The following is a 21,932-nucleotide window of genomic DNA, read 5'->3' as shown; positions in this document are numbered from 1 at the left end:
TCCAGCGAACAAAAATATAGTACGAACTCTCAAATTCTGTCAAAAAATTAAAGGAATCAATATAATTCCAACAGAAAACATTACAATTGTAATCTGATGCTAAACGTTGAGAATTTAAATATCGATTTCTATAACCAGGAAGATAAAACCTGGTTTAAAGCTGTTAAGCAAATCGGTTTCAATATCAAAAAAGGAACTGTTTTAGGCATCGTAGGCGAGTCAGGTTCAGGAAAATCAGTTACATCCTTTTCCATCATGCGTTTGCATGATGAACGTACAGCTAAAATTACAGGGGAGATTAATTTTGATGGCATAAACATCCTGAATCTCAGCACCAGCGAGATCCGCCAGATCAGGGGAAATCAGATTTCTATGATTTTCCAGGAACCGATGACCTCTTTAAATCCGGTTTTCACCTGTGGAGAACAGGTTGTAGAGGCCATTATACTACACCAAAAAGTCGACCGACGAACCGCCAAAAGTAAAACCATTGCGCTTTTCGAGGAAGTTCAGTTACCCAGACCCGAAAAAATATTCGACAGCTACCCGCATCAGATATCAGGAGGCCAGAAGCAACGCGTGATGATAGCGATGGCTTTGAGTGCAAATCCAAAACTTTTGATTGCCGATGAACCCACTACAGCGCTAGACGTTACCGTTCAGAAAACCATTCTTCAGTTATTGTTAAAACTCAAAGAAGAAAGGGATATGGCCATGATATTTATCTCACATGATTTAGGGGTTATTAAGGAGATTGCCGATGATATTGCAGTGATGTACAAAGGGGAAATTGTAGAACAAGGTTCTGCAGCATCGATATTCCAGCACCCGCAACACCCATATACCAAAGGCTTGCTGGCCTGCCGCCCTTCTCCTGCCCTGCAACTAAAAAAACTACCTGTCGTTGCCGATTTTTTAACCGGAAAAATTGAGGATAGCCATGCCCATTTGCAGGCATCAAATCAGTTTACGGCAGAAGAAATCGACCTCCACAGGGCGAAGCTTTATCAACAGGCACCGCTGCTGCAGATCGAAAAATTGTGCACCTGGTACCCAGTAAAAAATGGTTTTTTTGGTAAAGCAACTGATTATGTTAAAGCTGTAGATGAGGTAAGCTTCAATGTCTTTCAGGGTGAAACACTGGGATTAGTCGGTGAGTCCGGATGTGGCAAAACCACCCTCGGCAGAACCATCCTAAGGCTCATTCAACCTACATCAGGTGATATTATTTTCAATGGACAAAACATCACCAGCATTAGTAGTACTTACCTTCGAAAATTACGCAGAGATATACAGATCATCTTTCAGGATCCCTACGCTTCTTTAAATCCAAAACTTACAGTCGGACAATCAATTCTGGAACCACTTCAGGTTCATAAAATGTTCAGCAACGATTCAGAACGTAAACAAAAAGTACTTGAACTTTTAAACAAAGTAGGTTTAAAAGCAGAACATTTTAACCGTTATCCACACGAATTTAGTGGTGGCCAACGCCAGCGGATTGTTATTGCGAGGGCACTTGCACTAAAACCAAAATTTATCATTTGCGATGAATCTGTTTCGGCCCTGGATGTATCTGTTCAGGCACAGGTACTCAATCTGCTCCGGGATCTGCAACAGGAATTCGGCCTGACTTACATTTTCATTTCACATGATTTAGCGGTAGTTAAACACATCTCCGACCGGATTCTGGTGATGAACAAAGGGAAAATTGAAGAAGAAGGTTTTCCTGAAGAAATATTTTATGCACCTAAAGCTGCTTACACTAAAAAACTCATCGATGCCATTCCCGCCAGCTAAAAGCTTTACAATCCTGCTTACTACCCTACTGCTCCTTGCTAATTTCAGGTCTGAAGCCCAAAATAACCTGCATATCATATCAGACAGTTATATTTTTGAACAGGCCCCCTTCGAAGCCTGTCACGCTTCAACCTTAGTTGCACTTGATAATCAAACCCTAATGGCGGCATGGTTTGGTGGTAAGCATGAGGGTAGCAATGATGTTTCCATATGGTCATCCGTAAACCGAAAAGGAAAATGGAGCGCACCTGTAGAAATTGCGAACGGTAAACAAAATGACACTTTGCGTTTTCCCACCTGGAATCCCGTACTGTTCAAATCAAAAAATGGCATCCTGTATCTCCACTATAAAATTGGTATCAATCCCCGAAGCTGGTGGGCAGTATACAAAACATCGAATGATAACGGAAAAACCTGGTCGCAGGCCATTAAACTGCCGGATGGTTTTCTAGGTCCGATAAAAAATAAACCCGTACAACTCCGCAACGGAGATATCCTTTATCCTTCAAGTACCGAAAGTCAGGATGAAAAAATCTGGAATATTCATATTGAGAAAACCGATGCGGCAGCTAAAAACTGGAAAAAGATCATAATCGATTGCGACACCTTTGGCGTAATTCAACCTTCCATACTCACTTATCCAAATGGTAAACTGCAGCTATTGTGCAGAAGCAGACAAAATGTAATTGTAGAAAGCTGGTCGGCCGATAATGGTGAAACCTGGTCGAAGCTCACAGCAACAAAACTACCTAACCCCAATTCCGGAAGCGATGCCGTTACCCTGCGGGATGGCCGACAAATCCTGATATACAATCCGCTTTCTGCCGGTAAAAACTGGTGGGAAGGCCGTTCGGTATTAAAGCTGGCCATCTCAGATGATGGGAAAAACTGGACTGACATCTATACGCTTGAAAACCACAAAAAAGGTGAATATAGTTATCCTGCAATTATTCAGGATAGCAATGAAGTGATACATTTAAGCTACACTTCCATCAGAAAAAAGATCAAATACCTAAGCTTTAAATTACAATAAATCAATGATCTTATTAGGGGTAACACATTTTCCAATCCCCGGTTTACCTAATCTCCCCATCTTTTCTGTATCTTCGGTAAATTCAGTTTTAGCGTATGGCAAAGAAGAAATCGGCGAATATAAAATTAGTTCTTAATCAATTGGTTAGTGATGTTTTCGAAAAGAATAACAATCAGCCTTTAAATTATAAGCAGGTTTCGGCCAAGTTAAACCTAAATGATCAGGAATCAAGAGAAACTATTCTCGAAATATTAAAGGAAGGAAAAAGCACTGGTATTTTCCTTGAGCCTGAAAAAGGGAAGTTTAGATTGAAAGACCTTCAAAACTTTATTATTGGAACGGTTGATATGACAGCAGATGGATCTGCTTACATTGTACCTCAGGATGAATTTGAAAAAGACATATTCGTTGCCCCCAGAAAACTTAAAAATGCACTTCATGGCGACACGGTAAAGGCCTATGTTTTTGCGAAGAAAAGTGGCCGCAAAAATGATGGGGAAGTTGTTGAGATTATTAAACGTGCAAAATCAGACTTTACCGGTGTGATCAAAATATCAGATCGATTCGCTTTTGTAATCGCTGATGATAAAAAAATGATGCACGACATCTTCGTTCCGCTTGCCGATACACACGAAGCTAAAAGCGGCCAACGGGTATTGGTTTCGTTAACCGATTGGCCTGAAGGTGTGAAAAATCCTATTGGTATCGTAAAACATGTTTTAGGAAACCAGGGCGAGAATAACACGGAAATGAACGCGATTCTTGCGCAGTACGGATTTCCACTCGAATTTCCGGCACAGGTAGAGAAGGAAGCAAATGCCATTCCTGAAGAAATACCGGAAGCTGAAATAGCCAAAAGAAAAGACTTTAGAAAGGTTCTCACTTTCACCATAGACCCTGCAGATGCTAAGGATTTTGATGATGCCATTTCATACCAGAAACTTCCGAATGGCAACCATGAAATCGGGGTTCATATTGCTGATGTTTCCCATTACGTATTACAGGGCACAGAACTCGATAAGGAAGCCTACAGTAGGGCAACTTCTGTTTACCTGGTCGACCGGGTAATCCCCATGCTTCCTGAGCGCTTAAGCAATGGTGTATGTTCTCTCCGTCCTCATGAAGATAAACTTTGTTTTGCCGCTGTTTTTGAGCTGGATGAACACGCAAATATCAAGAATGAATGGTATGGCCGTACGGTCATTCATTCAGACAGGCGGTTTAGCTATGAAGAGGCCCAGGAAGTTATTGAAAATAAAGCCGGCGACTATGCAAACGAAATATTAAAATTAAATGAGCTGGCTTATATTCTTCGCGAACGCAAATTCCAGAATGGCGCCATCAGCTTTGAAAGCACAGAAGTAAAATTTAAACTTGATGAAGCAGGCAAACCCATCGGCGTATATGTAAAAGAGCGTAAAGATGCCCACAAGCTTATTGAAGATTATATGCTCCTGGCCAATCGCAAAGTGGCAGAATTTATTGCCACAAAGGTCAAAGGAAAAAACAAACTCACATTCGTTTACCGCGTGCATGATTCTCCTAACATGGAGACCTTGAATACCTTTGCTACGTTCGCTTCCCGCTTTGGCTACAAAATCAATACAAAATCAGATAAGGAAATTGCCAAATCTTTAAACCACCTGATGGCTGATGTTGAAGGCAAGAAGGAACAAAATATCCTTACTTCGCTAGCCATACGTTCGATGGCAAAAGCGATTTATTCCACCAAAAAGACCAGTCATTATGGCTTAGCCTTCGAGTATTATACCCACTTCACCTCTCCTATCCGACGGTATCCGGATGTAATGGCGCACCGCCTTTTACAAAGTTACTTAAATGGAGAAAAATCAGCTGATGCAGAATTCTACGAAGTGGCGTGTGTTCATTCGTCGGCCATGGAGAAAAGGGCTGCTGATGCAGAAAGGGCTTCAATTAAATATAAACAGGCCGAATATCTCGAAAACAATATCGGAACCGAATACAAGGGAATTATTTCTGGTGTAACCGAATGGGGAATGTATGTGGAAATTGAAGAAAATAAGTGTGAAGGTATGATTCGCCTGCGCGATATTTCCGACGACTTTTATGTATTGGATGAAAAAAATTACTGCATCGTAGGCCAAAGAAAGAAAAAGAAATATCAACTGGGTGATGAAGTGATGATTCGTGTGAAAAAGGTAGATCTTTCTAAACGTCAAATTGATTTTACACTAATTCCTGATTAAAAATTAAGACATTTGTGCCCGAATTCACAATGTTTAAGCAACGCATGCATACAACAGAACAACTACAACAGATTTTAGATACAGCAATACAAAATTTAAAGTTTCCTGATCATCCCAAACAACTTTATGATCCGATTACCTACATCATCAATCTCGGAGGAAAACGTGTTCGTCCGTTGTTGGTTTTGATGGCTACGGAACTATTTGGAAAAGATGCCCATGAAGCCATACATGCGGCAATGGCCATTGAGGTTTTTCATAACTTCACACTTGTGCATGATGATATTATGGACAATGCACCATTACGCAGGGGAAAACAAACGGTACATGAGAAATGGAGCATCAATACTGCCATTTTAAGTGGCGATGTGATGATGGTGGAAGCCAATAAAAATCTGGCCAAAGTCAACCCAGTTTTTTTAAAGGATGTATTAGACACTTTTAACGCTACTGCACAGGGCGTTTGCGAAGGTCAGCAACTGGATATGGAGTTCGAAGAGCGTGATGATGTGAGTATTGATGAATACATCAACATGATTCGTCTAAAAACAGCAGTTCTGCTGGGTGGTGCTTTAAAGCTTGGAGCCATTATAGCCGGTGCATCAGAAAAAGAAGCTGATTTGATCTATCAGTTTGGAGAAAATATCGGCATAGCATTTCAATTACAGGACGACATTCTGGATGTGTATGCTGACCCTGAAAAATTCGGGAAACAAGTTGGTGGCGACATCATTGCCAACAAAAAGACTTTCTTATTGTTAAAAGCATTTGAACTGGCAGAGGGCGATGTCAAAGAATCATTGGATACCTGGACCACCTGTAAAGAGTTTGATATTAAAGAAAAAGTTGAAACAGTAAGGCAGGTGTACGACACTTTAGATATTCAGAATATCGCCAAAGAAAGTATGAACCGTTATTTAGATAAAGCTTTAAATGTTTTTCAGCAAATTTCGGCAAGTGGAGAAAGGAAATCAAACCTGCTTACTCTGACCAATCAGTTAATGGCAAGGGAATACTAAAATCCATTTTGATAAATAGCACTAAAAATGAAAGACTGTCCCTTTAGAGACAGTCTTTATTGTTATTACTTGTTGGGTTAAGCTTGTGTGAGTTTATATTTAATTCCGAAACAAGAAATTTATTTCGCGAAACACATCCCCTTCGGATGTTGTTCGGAGATCAGACAGGTGTATGACACTTACACCTGATCAAAATCTGAAAATAAAGCCTTTGACATCATCAATATATTTTTGATACAGCAATGCTTTCTCAGCTTCGTGCGAACAAAAAAAGGGTATCCAAATAAATGGATACCCTTTTTAATGATTGTGGCTTACTAATTACTCTGCAACTGCAGCTTCTTCAGTAGCTTCGTCTTTTTTAACAGCTTTTTTTGCTGGTGCTTTTTTAGCAGGTGCTTCAGCAGCAACGTCTACAGCTTCAGTTTCTTGTTTTGCAACTGGCGCTTGTTTAACTGGCTCAGCTACAACTTCAGTTTCAACATAAGGAAGAATAGAAACATAAGATTTGTTGTCAGCTTTCTTTCTGAAAACAACTGTTCCATCAACCAATGCGAATAAAGTATGGTCTTTACCAATACCAACACCTTTATCAGGGTGGTGTTTTGTACCACGTTGACGTACTATAATGTTTCCTGCGATAGCTAACTGACCACCGAAAACTTTAATACCTAAACGTTTACTATGCGATTCACGTCCGTTCTTCGAACTACCGGCTCCTTTTTTGTGTGCCATGATTTTATATTTTGTAACTCGCTAAAGAAAGCGAATTATTGGGTTAACAATTAATTATAACGTGATATCAGAGATCTGAATCTTAGTGAAAAACTGGCGGTGACCATTTTTCTTTTTGTAACCTTTTCTACGTTTCTTGTGGAAAACGATTACTTTATCACCTTTCAAATGAGATACGATCTTAGCTGAAACTTTAGCACCTTTAACTGCAGGAGCACCTACAGTGATAGCACCACCATTATCAACCAACAATACATTATCAAATTCAATACTAGCGCCTTCATCTCCTTGCAATCTGTGTACAAAAAGGTGCTGGTCTTTAGCAACTTTAAATTGCTGCCCTGCTATATTTACTATTGCGTACATTGTTTAAATATTAGTTTTTTAATTTTTATTTAACGAGGTGCAAATATAGAACAAATTCAATTAACACACAAACACATATCAAAATTATTTTATGTAATTTTCACCAGAGGATATTATAGCTTATCGAGTCAATGTGGCCACGCAATGAATTGCCATACCTTATATATGCATACCTTCAAATTATTAAACCGTAACCTTGAATATATTAAGCCTAATAAACTCAAAGGCTGAGCAAGCTTATTCATTAGCCGTAAAAAAATAACCCATAAACATTCAGTAAATCGAGAATCTGTACCGAGACCTGAAACAGTCTAAATGAAAAAAAATTAAAATATTTTCATTTTCCTATTGACAAATTAAATTTTGTTACTACATTTGGCTCATTCAATAACAGAAAATGAAATTATTCAACACATATTACTTTGGTTACTTTTACTTTTTTAGTAAGAGCCGGGGCTAATATGCAAAAAGATATATAAAATATTAAATGTATAAAGAGTCCCGGCAAACAGCCGGGACTTTTTTTGTTTTACACAAAATGGACACGACAAAACGAGTAGCAATTCAGGGTATTAAGGCTTCTTTTCACGAAGAAGCAGCATACAAGTTCTTCGGAAAAGAGATCGAAACTGTTGAATGTAATTCTTTTAAAGAAACCTGCGATAAGCTGGAAAAAAACGAGGCTGACTTCGTGGTGATGGCCATAGAGAATTCCATTGCCGGAAGCTTACTACCTAACTATACATTAATCCGCGATTATGGTTTCTCTGTTGTGGGTGAAGTTTACCTGCCAATTCAACTACACCTGATGGCACTGCCGGGCGTGAAATTTGAAGACATCAAGGTGGTAACCTCCCATCCTATCGCGATCCGCCAGTGCATTGATTTCTTTTACGATTACCCGCACATCAACATTGTGGAAAGTAATGATACTGCGGCATGTGCTAAACGCATCCAGGAGGAGAAACTTACTGATACCATGGCTATAGCCAATAGCTTAGCTGCTGAATTGTACGGACTGAACATTCTCGAGCGTCGCGTTGAGTCAAATAAAAAAAACTATACCCGTTTTCTGATCCTTAAAAAAGAGAAAACAGACGAAGGAAAAAAAATCAACAAATCGTCGATTTGCTTTCAGGTTGGCCATAAGGCCGGATCATTGGCCACAGTATTAAATGTATTTGCTGAACAAGACGTAAGCTTAACAAAAATACAATCTATGCCAGTACTTGGGAAAAGAAACGAATACTACTTTTACGTTGACCTTGAGTGGCCCAGCACAGAAAAGTATGATAAGGCCATCCGGAAAGCATTAAAATACACCACCAACTTCAACATCCTTGGTGAATATCAAAAGAACGATAAAGTTTAACAAAATTAAAAATACTACAATTCCATAATCATGAAACTTAATTTAAACATCCAACCACTAAACACCTGGTTAAACGTTAACAACGAACCATTAATTATCTCGGGCCCATGCAGCGCCGAAACTGAAGAGCAATTATTAACTACAGCACATTTATTGGCTGCTACTGGTAAAGTATCGGTTTTAAGAGCTGGAATCTGGAAACCACGTACACGTCCGGGAGAATTTGAAGGTATTGGAAGTATTGGTTTAGAGTGGTTGAAACGTGCAAAAGCAGAAACTGGTTTGCCTACAGCAGTTGAGGTTGCAAATGCAAAACACGTTGAAGAAGCTCTAGCTGCAGGTGTAGATATCCTCTGGATTGGTGCGCGTTCAACAGTAAACCCTTTCACTGTTCAGGAAATTGCCGATGCTTTAAAAGGTCATGATGTTCCTGTATTAATTAAAAACCCTGTAAATCCGGATTTGCAGCTATGGATTGGTGCTATAGAGCGTATTAATGGCGCTGGAATCACTAAAATTGGTGCCATCCACCGTGGTTTCTCATCTTTCGAGAAGAGCTCTTTCCGTAACGAACCGATGTGGGAAATGGCCATCCAGTTAAAAACACTTTGCCCTGAACTTCCGATTATCAACGATCCGAGCCACATCTGTGGAAACCGCGAATTGATTCCTTATATTTCTCAAAAAGCTTTGGATTTAGATATGCAAGGTTTGATGATCGAATCACATGTTGATCCTTCAGTTGCCTGGACAGATGCAAAACAACAGGTTACTCCGGCAGCTTTGGCAGAACTTGTTGACCGCTTAACCGTTCGTGAGCCTGAAGCACCAAACGAAGCTTTTGCTGATAAACTGGCCGACTTACGTAAATCAATTGATAAAATTGATGATATCTTATTGCAAAAACTGGGTGAACGTATGTCTATCGTAGAGAAAATCGGCGAATTCAAACGCGATAATCAGGTTACTATTTTACAAGTTAACCGTTGGGATGCCATTATACAAAAAGGCCATGCCTTTGCAAAAGCTTTAAAACTAGATTTGAACTTTACAGAGAAATTCTTAGAATTGGTACACGGCGAATCTATTCGCAAGCAAACTGAAATCATGAATGCCGGTAAAGCAGAAAAAGGTATTGCTGCAGAACAACATACTGAAGTAGGCAAATAGATTTGAAAAAAGTACATCTAATGCCGGTTATTTTTACCGGCATTAGATTTAGCGCATAAAAACAGAATAAAATGGCAAAAAATGCCTTAGTCTCCTTTAAAGGCGACAAGATTATTAATACGGAAATCCAATTAACAGGTTCGAAAAGCGAATGTAACAGGGCATTGATCATCAGTGCACTGAGTAAAAAACTGGTTAAAGTTGAAAACCTGTCGAATGCAGCCGATACGGTAACACTCGATGGGATTTTAAATTCATTGAAAGACGAGGCCGAAGCTCCTGCTCAGAACTCTCAGCTCGTAGATGTTGGTCCGGCCGGAACTGCCATGCGTTTCCTTTCGGCATATCTTTCTGCAAAAAACGGGAACTTCCTGTTAACGGGTACGGAGCGTATGAAACAGCGCCCAATTGGGATACTTACTGAAGCTTTGAAAAAAATCGGAGCAAACATCTCCTATGCGGAAAGCGATGGCTTTCCTCCCTTAAATATTACAGGTCCTTTCGACCAAAAAACTTCTGAAGTTAAAATCAAAGGCGATGTGAGCAGCCAGTATATTTCTGCCCTGCTGATGATTGCACCCATATTGCCACAAGGATTAACTCTTGAAATTGAGGGAGAGCTTACTTCTAAGCCTTATGTTGATATGACACTTGATATGCTTGCTGAAGTAGGCATCGAGCACCAATGGAACGGTAATACCATTTCAATTGCTCCTCAGGCATTTAAACCAGGTAATCTTATTGTAGAGCCAGACTGGAGTGCCGCATCTTATTGGTACAGCATTGCAGCCTTGGCCGATGAAGCTGAAATCAGCCTACCTGCATTGAAAGAAAAAAGTTTACAGGGCGATAGCCGGATTCAGAAAATCATGAAGATTTTTGGAATTGCAACCGATAAAACTGAAAAAGGAATCTTCATCAGTAACTTAGGCTTATCACTCGAAACCAATCAGGTCCTTGATTTAAAAACCTGCCCTGATCTGGCACAAACGATTGTCGTAATTGCAGCAGCTCTGGGAAAAAACATGGCCTTTACAGGTTTAGAAACCCTAAAAATTAAAGAAACAGACCGTATTGCCGCTTTACAAAATGAACTGGCAAAAATCGGTGTGACGTTAACTGAAGACAATCTGGTATACACCCTAAATACAGATGAACTTCATTTCCCTGAAAAAATCACCATTGCAACTTATGAGGATCACCGTATGGCGATGGCTTTCGCCCCGCTTGCACTATTAATCAATGAAGTAGAGATTGAAGAAATGCAGGTAGTTGAAAAATCATATCCTCATTACTGGGAAGATTTAAAGAAAGCGGGATTTGATGTTAGCATTAAATAGCAGGTATGAAATCTCAAAATAACGGATCATTCAATTATTCAATCAATCTAACACTCATTCATTAACTATATGGCAGGCAACTCATTCGGGCAACTATTTCGCATCACGACCTTTGGCGAATCTCATGGCGTAGCCATTGGGATAATAATCGATGGTTGTCCAGCGCAGCTCGACATCGATATGGATTTCGTTCAATCTGAACTGGACAAGCGCAAACCTGGTCAATCCAAAATAACCACTCAGCGAAAAGAAAGCGATACCGTACAGGTATTATCAGGTGTATTTGAAGGTAAAAGTACAGGAACCCCAATAGCACTTTTAATTCCAAATGAAGACCAGCGTTCAAAGGATTACGGCCATAATGTTGATGTTTATCGCCCGAGTCATGCAGATTATGTTTACGATGCAAAATATGGCATTCGCGATCACCGCGGTGGTGGCCGTTCATCGGCACGCGAAACAGCAGCACGTGTAGCGGCCGGAGCAATTGCCAAACTCTTTTTGAAACAACAAGGAATTGAAATTTTTGCCCATGTTACCGCTGTTGGAACAATAGAAGCCCCAAATCTGGAAAGCAATGATTTGACTGCACTATTGGATATCAGGGAGGAAAATATTGTTCGTTGTGCCGATCCGGCTACGGCAAATGAAATGATTGAATTTATTGATTCCGTTAGGAAAGACGGCGATACAGTGGGTGGAAAAGTGAGCTGTGTAATTAAAGGCTGTCCTGCAGGTTTGGGCGAACCGGTTTTTGATAAACTTCATGCCGACCTGGGCAAGGCCATGTTAAGTATTAATGCAGTACACGGCTTTGAATATGGATCGGGATTCGCCGGAAGCGAACTAAGAGGTTCACAGCACAATGATATTCCCCTGCCAAAAGCGAGCGAAGCCAATACTTTTAAAACCACAACCAATTTTGCCGGCGGCATTTTAGGGGGCATTTCAAATGGAATGGATATCACCTTCAAGGTGGCTTTTAAACCTGTAGCTACCATTATGCACAATCAGCAAACCATTAATGCTGCAGGTGAAGCTGCAGAAATTAAAGGAAAAGGCCGCCACGACCCTTGTGTGGTACCAAGGGCAGTAGTCATTGTTGAAGCCATGGCGGCTTTGGTTCTGGCAGATCAGTTTTTAAGAAATAAAGCGAGTGTAATTTGAAATTAAGTCGCCTATTAAAAATGGTAATATGAAAATCCTTTCAATACTACTTCTTTTCTTTAGTTTAAATTCCTTTGCACAGTCTCATACAGATCAGATTTCAAAACACCGGGAAAACTATAAACACGAATTTGTTAAAGACAGCTATGCGCCATTAAAAGAAAGTGATCTTCCGAATCTACATTTTTATGATGCAGACAGCAGTTACAGACTTACTGCAAATGTGGAGATCTTAAAAAATGAAAAGGTTTTTAAAATGCCGACCTACGATGGAACGAGCAAAGAATTTTATCGCTATGCCAGGATTAGTTTTATGTTGAATGGCAAAGCTGTAAGCATGACCTTGTATAAAAACGTAGCCTTATCCGGCAATCCGAAGTACAAAGATCTGTTATTTCTTCCTTTTACAGACGAAACCAATACCAAAGAGACCTACGGCGGCGGAAGGTACATTGACCTCAGCTCAAAAGAAATAGCCGATAACAAGATTGAAGTGGATTTTAATAAAGCTTATAATCCATATTGTGCATACAGCGACGGTTATAGATGTCCTGTTCCGCCTCAGGAGAACGACTTAGAACTGGAAATAAAGGCCGGAGAGCAACTTTATACCGGTGATAAAAAACATAAAAAGTAGCAATTGAATTATTTTACAAATAAAACAGCTGTTTTTTAAAGATTTGTATTGCTGACACATGCTAAGTGACGTTTTAATATTACATTTGGGGGTTCCAAATATTTGTTTTTAAAAAATGAGCTACAATTGCCTGATCGTTGATGACAATGAGATCGAAAGAGACCTAATTGAGTTCCAGCTGAAGAAAATTCCTTCATTAAATATTGTAGCTAATTGTGCCAATGGTATTGAAGCCTCACAGGTTCTCTCTACAACCCCCATCGACATCGTTTTTTCTGACATTGATATGCCAGACTTATCAGGAATGGATTTACTCAAAAGCCTCAAAAACAAACCCCAGTTTATTTTTATAACCTCGTATAGCGAATATGCAGTGGAGGGCTTTAATCTGGATGCAATAGATTTCATTGTTAAACCAGCTTCTTTCGACCGGATATTAAAAGCGACGAATAAAGCTATCGAATATATCGAGCTTAAAAAGAATGCAGAAAGGCATTCCGAAAAATCAAACGGCGACTACGAGCTAAAAGATGATTACTTCTTCTTCAGAGAAACAAAAGGGATTACCAAACTCAGGTATGACGATGTGATTTACATTGAAAGCATGGGCGATTTTTCAAAATTGTTTACTCATGACGATAAGCACATTATTCTGGTAAGCTTAAAAAATCTGGAAAAACAGCTGCCATCTGCCCTTTTTTCACGTGTTCATAAGCAATACATTATCAATATCAATCATATTGCTACCCTTACGAATCATGAGGTACATCTGAATCATAATTTTGTGGTTCCGATTAGTGCTGCAAACCGACAGGAGCTGCTGGAGAAATCTATTGATAAGAAAATCTTATCCAGATTTATGAAGTAAACTATCTTTTAAGCTCAATAACAAAATTACTTCCAACGCCATCATTGACGTGTGCTGATACCTTACCATCCATTAAGCCGATGAAGGTTCTGCATAGCAGTAAGCCCAGCCCCGTTCCCTTTTCCTTATTGGTACCTGGTGTACTTATACCTGCACCAAGATAACCTGGCTTATTAAAATGTGTAATCTGCTTCTCCGTTAATCCTATACCGGTATCCGCTATCTTAAGATTGATTTGCGTGGCCATACTTTTCACGCTGATCTCCACCACTCCTCCGTTTGGTGTAAACTTAATGGCATTAGTAATCAGGTTTCTGATGACAAGCGCTAGCATGTTAAGGTCTGCCTTGCAAAAGGTTTGCTGAGGTACTGTGTTGATAAGCGAGATGTTCTTTTCGTGCGCCGTAGCTGCCAAAGTATTGCTTACATCCGTGCTGAGCTCATGCAAATCCAACTGCTGCAAATAAGGGTTGAAACCCTGCATCTGGCTCGCAGCCCAGTTAAGTAAATTCTCCATCATGGAGGAAGTGTAGCTTAAGTTATTTTTAAGGGTTGCCGCGTAACGGCGTAGCTTTTCTCTTTCTATATCACCCTCTTCCAAGAGCTGGATAAAGGCAATTAATGAATTAACAGGTGTACGCATATCATGACTTACGACACTGAATATTCTGTCTTTTACTTTACTGAGTTGTTCAAGTTCTCTTTTTTGGGTATTTATGATTTTATTTAGTCTGTTGGTTTTCCGTTGACTAAGATATATCAGCAAGGCAATGATGAATATCAACGTAGCAGCGGTGGTTAAAAACACCTTGATCTTCCAGTCAATTTTTATCTGCTGGTTTTGCGAAAAGATTTTTTTATCTTTTTCGGACGCAGCGAACCGGGCCTCATTGGTTTCCTTTTGCAACTTATTTTCCTGAGCAAGGTGTTGTAGGTCTAACGCAAGCTTAGCCTTTTGGAAGGAAAGCAGATCCAAAGCTTTCTCTTTATCTGCAAGAACCAGCTGTTGCCGCCGCAATTCCAGCTGCTGCTTTTGCCTTTTAAGTTCACTTTCTGATATGCGTTGTTTCATCAGGTAGTCATTCTCCTTCACACTAAAATCCAGTTCCAACTGACGCTTAATAATTTCCCGTTTTTTATCCTGATCAACAATTTTATCCCTCACAGTAACATACTGTCTGAAATAAATGAGAGACTGGTTATAGTCTTTAAGTTTTTCATAAACACGGCTCAAACTTAATGCAGCCTGCTTTTCATTCTCCAAAAGGCTATTGTCTTCGGCAATTTTTAAACTCTCGGAAAGCAGTCTAATGGCTTCGTCTGTATTATTTTCCTCCTGATAAAAATCACCCAAAGCGTATAAGCTGGAGGCATATCCATCCTGGTTCTCGCCATCTTTATTGATTGCTAACGATTCCCTGTACGCTTTAATAGCATCCTTTTTCTTCCCTACCGATCGGTAGAGATCACCGATGTCGCTTTTGCAGGTTGCGATTAAACCCTGATCTTTTATATCTTCGGCTACCCTTAATGCTTTAGTAAAATAGTCGAGAGCCAGCTTATTTTTTTGCGCAGGCATCATATTCATTTCGGCAAGTTCCTTATCCGAAGCATGGAAATAATTGGTACCTATTGCTTCATACACTACCGAAACCCCGCGAAGATTATCCTTATCCTTTTGAAAAACCTTTAATGCTTTACTGAGGTAATATACAGCCTGACTCTGATTGCCCATATGCTGATACACAGTTGAAACATTCGTGTAGCAACTCGCCATATCTTCTTCATTGCCTAACTTCTCATATATTGCAATCGCCTTCTGATTAACATCCAGAGATTTAACATAATCGGGAATACTAGAATACAATGCCCCCAAATTGAGGTTTATCCCGCCAACCATATCGAGGTTTCCGATTGCCGAAAAATCAGCTAAAGCTTTATTGTAATTCTCTTCAGCCTTTAAATAGCTCGAACGGCCATGAAACCCCAATGCACGCCTGTAAAAAGCGTACGCTGAAAATTTCTTTAGATTTTTTTCGTGTGCAAGTTCAATTACTTTATCAATGTAGCTATCTGCAGCTTCTCTTTTCTTTAAACCAATATACTGGCGGTAAATGGTTTCTAAAATTTTAAGCTTTATAGAATCGCGTTTTACATACTGATTATCCAGTCGTAGAGCACTATCTAACTTTGCCTGAGAAACGACATAGCGTTGCTGGGCAAGGGAAACCTTGAATGAAAAGGCAATGAAAAATAATAAAATCCAGCGTTTATCAGGTAACACAAAACGAATTACACAGGGGCCTGACGATGAGCAACTCATGACTAAAAACGCAAAGATCTGTGAAAGTCAGCTGGATAGGAATCGCAAAGCGGAGCCTTTGGAAGGCAAAACCTCCAAATCCGGTTAAATTTAAACATCATATACACTTTAGGGACAAAGTATAAATGTATATAAAATTCCGATTACAAAGTAACCGTATTTTTACCTGATTGAAAATGGCATTAAGAACTTAAAATATAGCGGGGAACCTAGCAGGGTTAGCATCGTGCATCATCTTATAAATGGTTTCAATAACATCATCAACAGAAGGTTTGCTAAAATAGTCGCCATCCGAACCGAATGGAGGCCTGTGAGCTTTAGCAGACAACGTTCTGGGCTGCCCGTCAAGATGAAAATAACCTTTTTGCGTTTCCAGAATGTTTTGCAGAATATAGGCAGAAGCGCCACCAGGAACATCTTCATCCACCACAAGTAGTTTATTGGTTTTGGCAAGCGACGCCACACAAACTGCGGTGGTATCAAATGGTAAAAGGGTTTGCGGATCAACAATTTCCACTGAAATTCCCATGAGCAATAACTCTTCCGCAGCTTCCTGAACCACTCTTAAAGTCGAACCGTATGAAACCACTGTAATGTCAGTTCCTTCTTCCACTACTTCAGCTATGCCAAGGGGTACGGTAAATTCTCCAACATTTGTCGGCAGCTTTTCTTTTAAGCGGTAGCCATTTAAGCATTCAATTACAACTGCAGGTTCGTCAGCCCTAAACAGTGTATTATACATTCCTGCAGCCTGAGTCATATTTCTGGGCACACATAAATGCATTCCCCTGAGCGAGCCAAGCAACATGGCAATTGGTGAACCAGAATGCCATATCCCTTCGAGGCGATGTCCACGTGTACGCACAATAACCGGTGCTTTTTGTATTCCTTTTGTCCGGTAAGCCAACGATGCAAGATCATCACTCAACACGTTCAGCGCAAAAATCAGGTAGTCGAGATACTGGATTTCAGCAATTGGTTTTAAGCCGCGAAGGGCCAAACCTATTCCCTGCCCCATGATGGTCATTTCACGGATTCCGGTATCGGTAATCCTGAGTTCTCCAAATTTCGCCTGCAAGCCGGCAAAACCCTGGTTAACATCTCCAATATTTCCTAAATCCTCCCCAAATGCAACTAACCGTAAATCTCGTGAGAAATTCTCATTAAAGCAGGCGTTCAGGACTTCCCTGCCATCGATCATTTTAGACTGATCGTCATAAGCAGGCGCTACAACAGGAATCATTGCCGGCCTGTCATCGCCATCAGTATGCAATTTCGAGCTATAACGTTCATAATTCAATTCTTGCTGGGCTTTATACCATTCAAGGAGTGCCGCTCTCTCAGGCGTAGCGAACTTTGCAGATAAGCGAATGGCTTTACGGGCCGCAACAATTACATCTTTACGTTGTGCGTCAGCAGTAGCAGCTAAACCTGCAGCTATTTTTGCCAATTCAGGTTGTTGTGCAGTCATCGCATTAATGAAATCGACAACCTGTTTATGCTCTGGCTTTATGCTATCTAAGAATTCATTCCAGGCTTCCTTTTGCGCGTTGCGAACGAATATTTTCGCGTTTTTTTCTACAGCTGCAATTTCATCGTCGGTTGCTATTGCCGATTCCAGCATCCACTCACGCATTTTCACAATACAGTCGTGCTCGGTTTCCCAGGTTAGGCGGTCTTTAGACTTGTAGCGTTCATGGGAACCGGAAGTGGAATGTCCTTGAGGCTGAGTGAGTTCGGTAACATGAATCAGTACCGGCACATGTTTTTCGCGACAAACGTGAATCGCCCTTTCATACACCTCGCATAAAGCCGGATAATCCCAGCCCTTAACCTTATAAATTTCATATCCGGCGTTCTTTTCGTCACGCTGAAAGCCTTTTAAAACCTCAGAGATATCCTCTTTAGTGGTTTGGTACCTGGCCGGAACAGAGATGCCATAAGCATCATCCCAAATGGAGATCGCCATAGGAATCTGTAAAACACCGGCAGCATTGATGGCTTCGAAAAATACACCCTCCGAAGTTGATGCATTACCAATGGTACCAAAGGCAACTTCATTACCTTCAACAGAAAAGTGCTTTAAATATTCTAACTCTTTATTTTCGCGATATAGCTTTGATGCATAAGCGAGCCCTACCAGACGGGCCATCTGGCCGCCTGTAGGAGAAATATCTGAAGAACAGTTTTTAATTTTTGTAAGATCATTCCAGCTACCATCTTCATTTACCGATTTGGTGGCGAAGTGGCAGTTCATCTGCCGCCCACCTGAAAAAGGATCAGCGCCTTCAGTTGGATTGGCGTACAGCTGAGCAAAAAATTCCTTAATAGTTGAGATGCCCGTTGCAAAAGCAAATGTTTGATCACGATAGTATCCAGAACGCCAGTCACCAGCCTTGAATGCTTTGGCCATGGCGATCTGAGGAACCTCTTTACCATCACCGAATATCCCAAACTTCGCCTTTCCCGTTAATACTTCCCTACGCCCTAAAACACTCGCCTGTCTACTCTCATACGCTATCTTGTAGTCGTTTAGCACAATAGACTTAAAGTCGTTAAAACTTAATTCAGAAGCATCAATGGCATTGGTAACTATTTTTTCATTCTGCATCGTAATCAATATTGGTTTTGGCAAATATATATAAAATTAAAAGTTTGCCTTTATGATGCTTTGTAAAATTATATATGGACTGGTAAAATATTAATGGAATAGTTTTTGTTTTAGATGATAAAACAATAAATTTGTTTTAAGAATTTTAAATATAATAACCATCACATAACATGAAAAAGATCTTAGTATTATTCGCTTTTGTATTGGGTTTAAGTGTTGCCGTAAACGCGCAGACTAAACCTGCTGAATTCAAGTTTGAGGCTGAAACACATGATTTCGGTAAAATTGTCTTAAACAAACCTGTAACTTTTGATTTTAAGTACACTAATATTGGCGACGAGCCATTAATTATCAGCAAAGCTGAAGCAAGCTGTGGTTGTACAGTTCCAAAATATACCTCTACTCCACTTAAAAAAGGTGAAACTGGTGTTATTTCGGTAACGTTTAATGCAGCGGCTGGTCCGTCTACTTTCTCAAAAGCAGTAACCATTTCTTCAAATGCTAAAACACCAATTAAAGTGCTTTACATTAAAGGTGAAACCGTTTCAGCTCCTGCTTCGTCATCTAAGTAATTATTTAAACAACAATATTTAAAAAGTCCCGATTTTCATCGGGACTTTTTTATTTTTGCACCATGCCACAAATTTCACAAAAAGGCCTGCAGATGCCTGCTTCGCCAATCAGAAAACTCACTCCATTTGCCGACAAAGCTAAACAGGACGGAAAAAAGGTTTTTCATCTAAATATTGGTCAGCCCGATATAGAAACACCCGAAATCATGCTGGATGCCATTAAGAACATTGACTTCAATGTTTGGGCTTATACACCATCAGAAGGTACTCTGGCTTATAGATTAAAGCTTACAGAATATTACAATAAGCTGGGTTACAACATTACACCTGAAAACATTCTGGTGACCGTTGGTGGTTCTGAAGCGATTACCATCGCCATGCAGACTTGTGTAAATGAAGGCGATGAAATCATCATCCCTGAACCATTTTACGCCAATTATAACGGTTTTGCCTGCATGAGTAATGTCGTTGTAAAACCCATCCTATCTTATATTGAAAATGGCTTTGCGCTTCCTCCTATTGCTGAATTCGAGAAACTGATAACAGAAAAAACGAAGGCAATTATTATCTGCAATCCAAATAACCCGACAGGATACCTGTACTCCAAAGAAGAATTGGATGCCTTGAAAAGTTTATGCTTAAAGTATGACCTTTTTCTGTTCTCAGACGAGGCTTACCGTGAATTCTGTTATGATGGACGCGAATTTATTTCACCAATGCATTTGGATGGCTTAGATGAAAATGTGGTGATTATGGACACGGTTTCTAAACGTTATAGTGCATGTGGTGCACGTTTAGGCTGTTTAATTACCAAAAACAAGGCCGTTATAGCTTCAGGTTTGAAGTTTGCACAGGCCAGGTTAAGCCCCGGAATGGTTGAACAGATTGCGGGAGCTGCAGCAGTAGATACCCCGGATAGCTATTTTGAGAAAGTAAATACGGAATACACTTTACGCCGTGATACGCTCGTAGGGAGATTAAATAACATCGATGGTGTATTTTGCCCCAATCCTGGAGGTGCATTTTATGTAGTGGCTAAATTCCCGATTGATGATGCAGACAAGTTTTGCCAGTGGATTTTAGAAGAATTTAACCACAACAACCAAACGGTAATGATGGCACCGGCTACCGGGTTTTATTCAACTCCTGGTTCCGGAAAGAATGAGGTTCGCATGGCCTACGTATTAAATACCGATGATTTAAATAGCGCAATGGACTGCCTTGAAATTGCCCTGAAAGCATATCCTGGAAGAGTTGACTAATGTTTGACCGGTTCTTATAGAATTGCTTTTCAACAATAATAAATCATACAGAAAACCCCACATCTTTGAGTATGTGGGGTTTTTTATTTAAAGAAACTGAGCTACAAATTAAGATAATGAAGCCAGTAATTTTTCCAGGTTGTCGATACTCATTTTAAAACCTGTTTCGAAGCCCATTTCAATCATTTTTTCCAAACGCTCAAGCGACTCGTTTACGATGATGATAGTTACTTTTGTAACGCCCTCCACTTCACTAAAAGTATGATCCCAGTCAGAACCTGGTAACTCTGGATTCTCGTTTGCATCTGCAAAAGCGTTATACAGCCTGAAATTGGTTTTAGGGCTAATGGATGTGTACTCCTGAAGTGCCCAACGCTCCATGCCCTCCGGACTTATCATGGCGTAAAATCTTTTCCCACCTAATTTGAAATCCATGTATTTTGTTCTGGCCGACCAGGGTTTAGGTGCCTGCCACTGATCCAGCAATTCCTTTTTCGTAAATGCATCCCATACCAAAGGAAGTGCTGCTGCAAACTCTCTGGTGATCGATACCGTTTTTGTGGCCTTGTCAACGGTAAAATCAAATAATAAATCGGTTTTCATATTTTTATTTTTTAGATTGTTTTTTCATGTTTGCTAATAACACATCCAGTTGATCGAAATTAGTTTCCCAAATGGACCTAAACTGTTCCAGCCATTTGTCAATCTCTTTCATCTTTTCTACTTCAAGGGAATAATAGATCTCTCTGCCTTGTTGTTCCTGTTTAACAATTTCGCACTCTGTGAGGATGCGCAGATGTTTTGAAATAGCCTGCCGCGTGGAATTAAAGTTTTCAGCGATGGCATTCGGCGTCATCGCCTGGATCGCAATCAATGTAATGATAGCGCGCCTTGTTGGATCAGCTATCGCCTGGAAAATATCTCGCCTCATCGGTTATTAATTAAAGTATATGAAACTATTCAGTTGCAAATATATATGCAACTATTTGGTTTCGCAAATAATTATTGATTTTATTTATTGCGGATTGGAGCAGCGACCATCAAGCTATGGTTTTATCAAAGTGCCCTGGCGGTGGGTTTAATGCAATTTAAGCAGCAAAAAGCGGATTTAAATGGGTTTACACTGCGTTTTCGTTGCATTTACCCAAACAATGTGCAAGGAATGTGCATACAATGTGCAAAGAATATGCATGGGTATTATCCGCGACGGTATTACCAACCTACCGGAAAACCTAAAGGATGGTAACATTTTAAAATGCAACCATCATCTCGAATGTGTTAAATTTAGGTCAAACAAAATATTCTGTTATGCGTTATCTTATTATGTCACCATTCAAAGCAGCAATAATCGTGGGGGTAACCATAGGCCTCATTTCATTTATCGGATATAGAGCAATTAATCGTGTTCATCAGCTTCCTGCGAACAGAT

18 protein-coding genes are annotated in these 21,932 nt (G+C 40.0%); 12 read left to right on the top strand and 6 right to left on the bottom strand.

Annotated features, from left to right (window positions below; genetic code table 11):
* The first annotated feature begins 96 nt into the window (after window positions 1–96).
* From AC570I_RS15225 to AC570I_RS15210, 4 genes are all read left to right on the top strand, one after another.
* Entirely contained in the window at window positions 97–1,800 is a 1,704-nt protein-coding gene (locus tag AC570I_RS15225) for an ABC transporter ATP-binding protein (RefSeq protein WP_497406117.1), read from the top strand.
* The gene (locus tag AC570I_RS15220; protein ID WP_497406116.1) at window positions 1,781–2,833 is read left to right on the top strand and encodes a sialidase family protein; all 1,053 of its coding nucleotides are present in this window, start codon (window positions 1,781–1,783) and stop codon (window positions 2,831–2,833) included. The genes AC570I_RS15225 and AC570I_RS15220 overlap by 20 nt, the downstream gene beginning before the upstream one ends.
* A 95-nt stretch (window positions 2,834–2,928) precedes the next feature.
* Complete coding sequence (gene rnr, locus AC570I_RS15215; protein WP_497406115.1) at window positions 2,929–5,061, top strand: ribonuclease R; 2,133 nt, start codon at window positions 2,929–2,931, stop codon at window positions 5,059–5,061.
* Window positions 5,062–5,105: 44 nt separating this feature from the next.
* Window positions 5,106–6,080, top strand: coding sequence for a polyprenyl synthetase family protein (locus AC570I_RS15210; protein ID WP_497406114.1), 975 nt, complete (start codon window positions 5,106–5,108; stop codon window positions 6,078–6,080).
* A gap of 321 nt (window positions 6,081–6,401) precedes the next feature.
* On the opposite strand, the gene rpmA is transcribed toward AC570I_RS15210, so the two are convergent.
* Both rpmA and rplU read right to left on the bottom strand, forming a co-directional pair.
* Entirely contained in the window at window positions 6,402–6,815 is a 414-nt protein-coding gene (gene rpmA, locus AC570I_RS15205) for a 50S ribosomal protein L27 (RefSeq protein WP_082120644.1), read from the bottom strand.
* Between the two features lie 54 nt (window positions 6,816–6,869).
* Window positions 6,870–7,181: a 50S ribosomal protein L21 gene (rplU, locus tag AC570I_RS15200; protein ID WP_039476071.1), complete on the bottom strand. Its 312-nt coding sequence runs from the start codon at window positions 7,179–7,181 to the stop codon at window positions 6,870–6,872.
* Between the two features lie 538 nt (window positions 7,182–7,719).
* On the opposite strand from rplU, the gene AC570I_RS15195 reads away from it, so the two are divergent.
* From AC570I_RS15195 to AC570I_RS15170, 6 genes are all read left to right on the top strand, one after another.
* Window positions 7,720–8,553 carry a prephenate dehydratase gene (locus AC570I_RS15195; protein WP_047799118.1) on the top strand — a complete coding sequence of 278 codons (834 nt, stop codon included), beginning with the start codon at window positions 7,720–7,722 and terminating at the stop codon, window positions 8,551–8,553.
* Between the two features lie 30 nt (window positions 8,554–8,583).
* The gene (locus AC570I_RS15190) at window positions 8,584–9,723 is read left to right on the top strand and encodes a chorismate mutase (protein WP_497406113.1); all 1,140 of its coding nucleotides are present in this window, start codon (window positions 8,584–8,586) and stop codon (window positions 9,721–9,723) included.
* A 71-nt stretch (window positions 9,724–9,794) separates the two neighbouring features.
* On the top strand, window positions 9,795–11,063 hold the full coding sequence (gene aroA, locus AC570I_RS15185) for a 3-phosphoshikimate 1-carboxyvinyltransferase (RefSeq protein ID WP_497406112.1): 1,269 nt from the start codon (window positions 9,795–9,797) through the stop codon (window positions 11,061–11,063).
* A gap of 69 nt (window positions 11,064–11,132) precedes the next feature.
* On the top strand, window positions 11,133–12,230 hold the full coding sequence (gene aroC / locus AC570I_RS15180) for a chorismate synthase (protein ID WP_497406111.1): 1,098 nt from the start codon (window positions 11,133–11,135) through the stop codon (window positions 12,228–12,230).
* A gap of 28 nt (window positions 12,231–12,258) precedes the next feature.
* The gene (locus AC570I_RS15175; protein ID WP_497406110.1) at window positions 12,259–12,867 is read left to right on the top strand and encodes a DUF1684 domain-containing protein; all 609 of its coding nucleotides are present in this window, start codon (window positions 12,259–12,261) and stop codon (window positions 12,865–12,867) included.
* A 115-nt stretch (window positions 12,868–12,982) separates the two neighbouring features.
* Window positions 12,983–13,735, top strand: a complete 753-nt coding sequence (locus AC570I_RS15170) for a LytR/AlgR family response regulator transcription factor (protein WP_497406109.1) — start codon at window positions 12,983–12,985, stop codon at window positions 13,733–13,735.
* 1 nt (window position 13,736) lies between these two features.
* Here the strand turns inward: AC570I_RS15170 and AC570I_RS15165 are convergent, their stop codons facing one another.
* Window positions 13,737–16,019 carry a tetratricopeptide repeat protein gene (locus AC570I_RS15165; protein ID WP_497406108.1) on the bottom strand — a complete coding sequence of 761 codons (2,283 nt, stop codon included), beginning with the start codon at window positions 16,017–16,019 and terminating at the stop codon, window positions 13,737–13,739.
* A 229-nt stretch (window positions 16,020–16,248) separates the two neighbouring features.
* Complete coding sequence (locus AC570I_RS15160; RefSeq protein WP_497406107.1) at window positions 16,249–18,669, bottom strand: alpha-ketoacid dehydrogenase subunit alpha/beta; 2,421 nt, start codon at window positions 18,667–18,669, stop codon at window positions 16,249–16,251.
* A gap of 170 nt (window positions 18,670–18,839) precedes the next feature.
* Here AC570I_RS15160 and AC570I_RS15155 point away from each other — a divergent pair, with 170 nt between their 5' ends.
* On the top strand, window positions 18,840–19,241 hold the full coding sequence (locus tag AC570I_RS15155; RefSeq protein WP_047799125.1) for a DUF1573 domain-containing protein: 402 nt from the start codon (window positions 18,840–18,842) through the stop codon (window positions 19,239–19,241).
* 62 nt (window positions 19,242–19,303) lie between these two features.
* Window positions 19,304–20,503 carry a pyridoxal phosphate-dependent aminotransferase gene (locus tag AC570I_RS15150; RefSeq protein ID WP_497406106.1) on the top strand — a complete coding sequence of 400 codons (1,200 nt, stop codon included), beginning with the start codon at window positions 19,304–19,306 and terminating at the stop codon, window positions 20,501–20,503.
* Window positions 20,504–20,611: 108 nt separating this feature from the next.
* Here the strand turns inward: AC570I_RS15150 and AC570I_RS15145 are convergent, their stop codons facing one another.
* Together AC570I_RS15145 and AC570I_RS15140 are read right to left on the bottom strand one after the other, a co-directional pair.
* Window positions 20,612–21,106, bottom strand: a complete 495-nt coding sequence (locus AC570I_RS15145) for an SRPBCC family protein (protein ID WP_047799127.1) — start codon at window positions 21,104–21,106, stop codon at window positions 20,612–20,614.
* 4 nt (window positions 21,107–21,110) lie between these two features.
* Window positions 21,111–21,434: an ArsR/SmtB family transcription factor gene (locus AC570I_RS15140; protein WP_497406105.1), complete on the bottom strand. Its 324-nt coding sequence runs from the start codon at window positions 21,432–21,434 to the stop codon at window positions 21,111–21,113.
* Window positions 21,435–21,932 lie beyond the last annotated feature (498 nt).

The sequence above is a fragment of the Pedobacter sp. A2324 genome (assembly GCF_059693705.1).
This window is presented reverse-complemented; position numbering and strand designations above follow the sequence as displayed.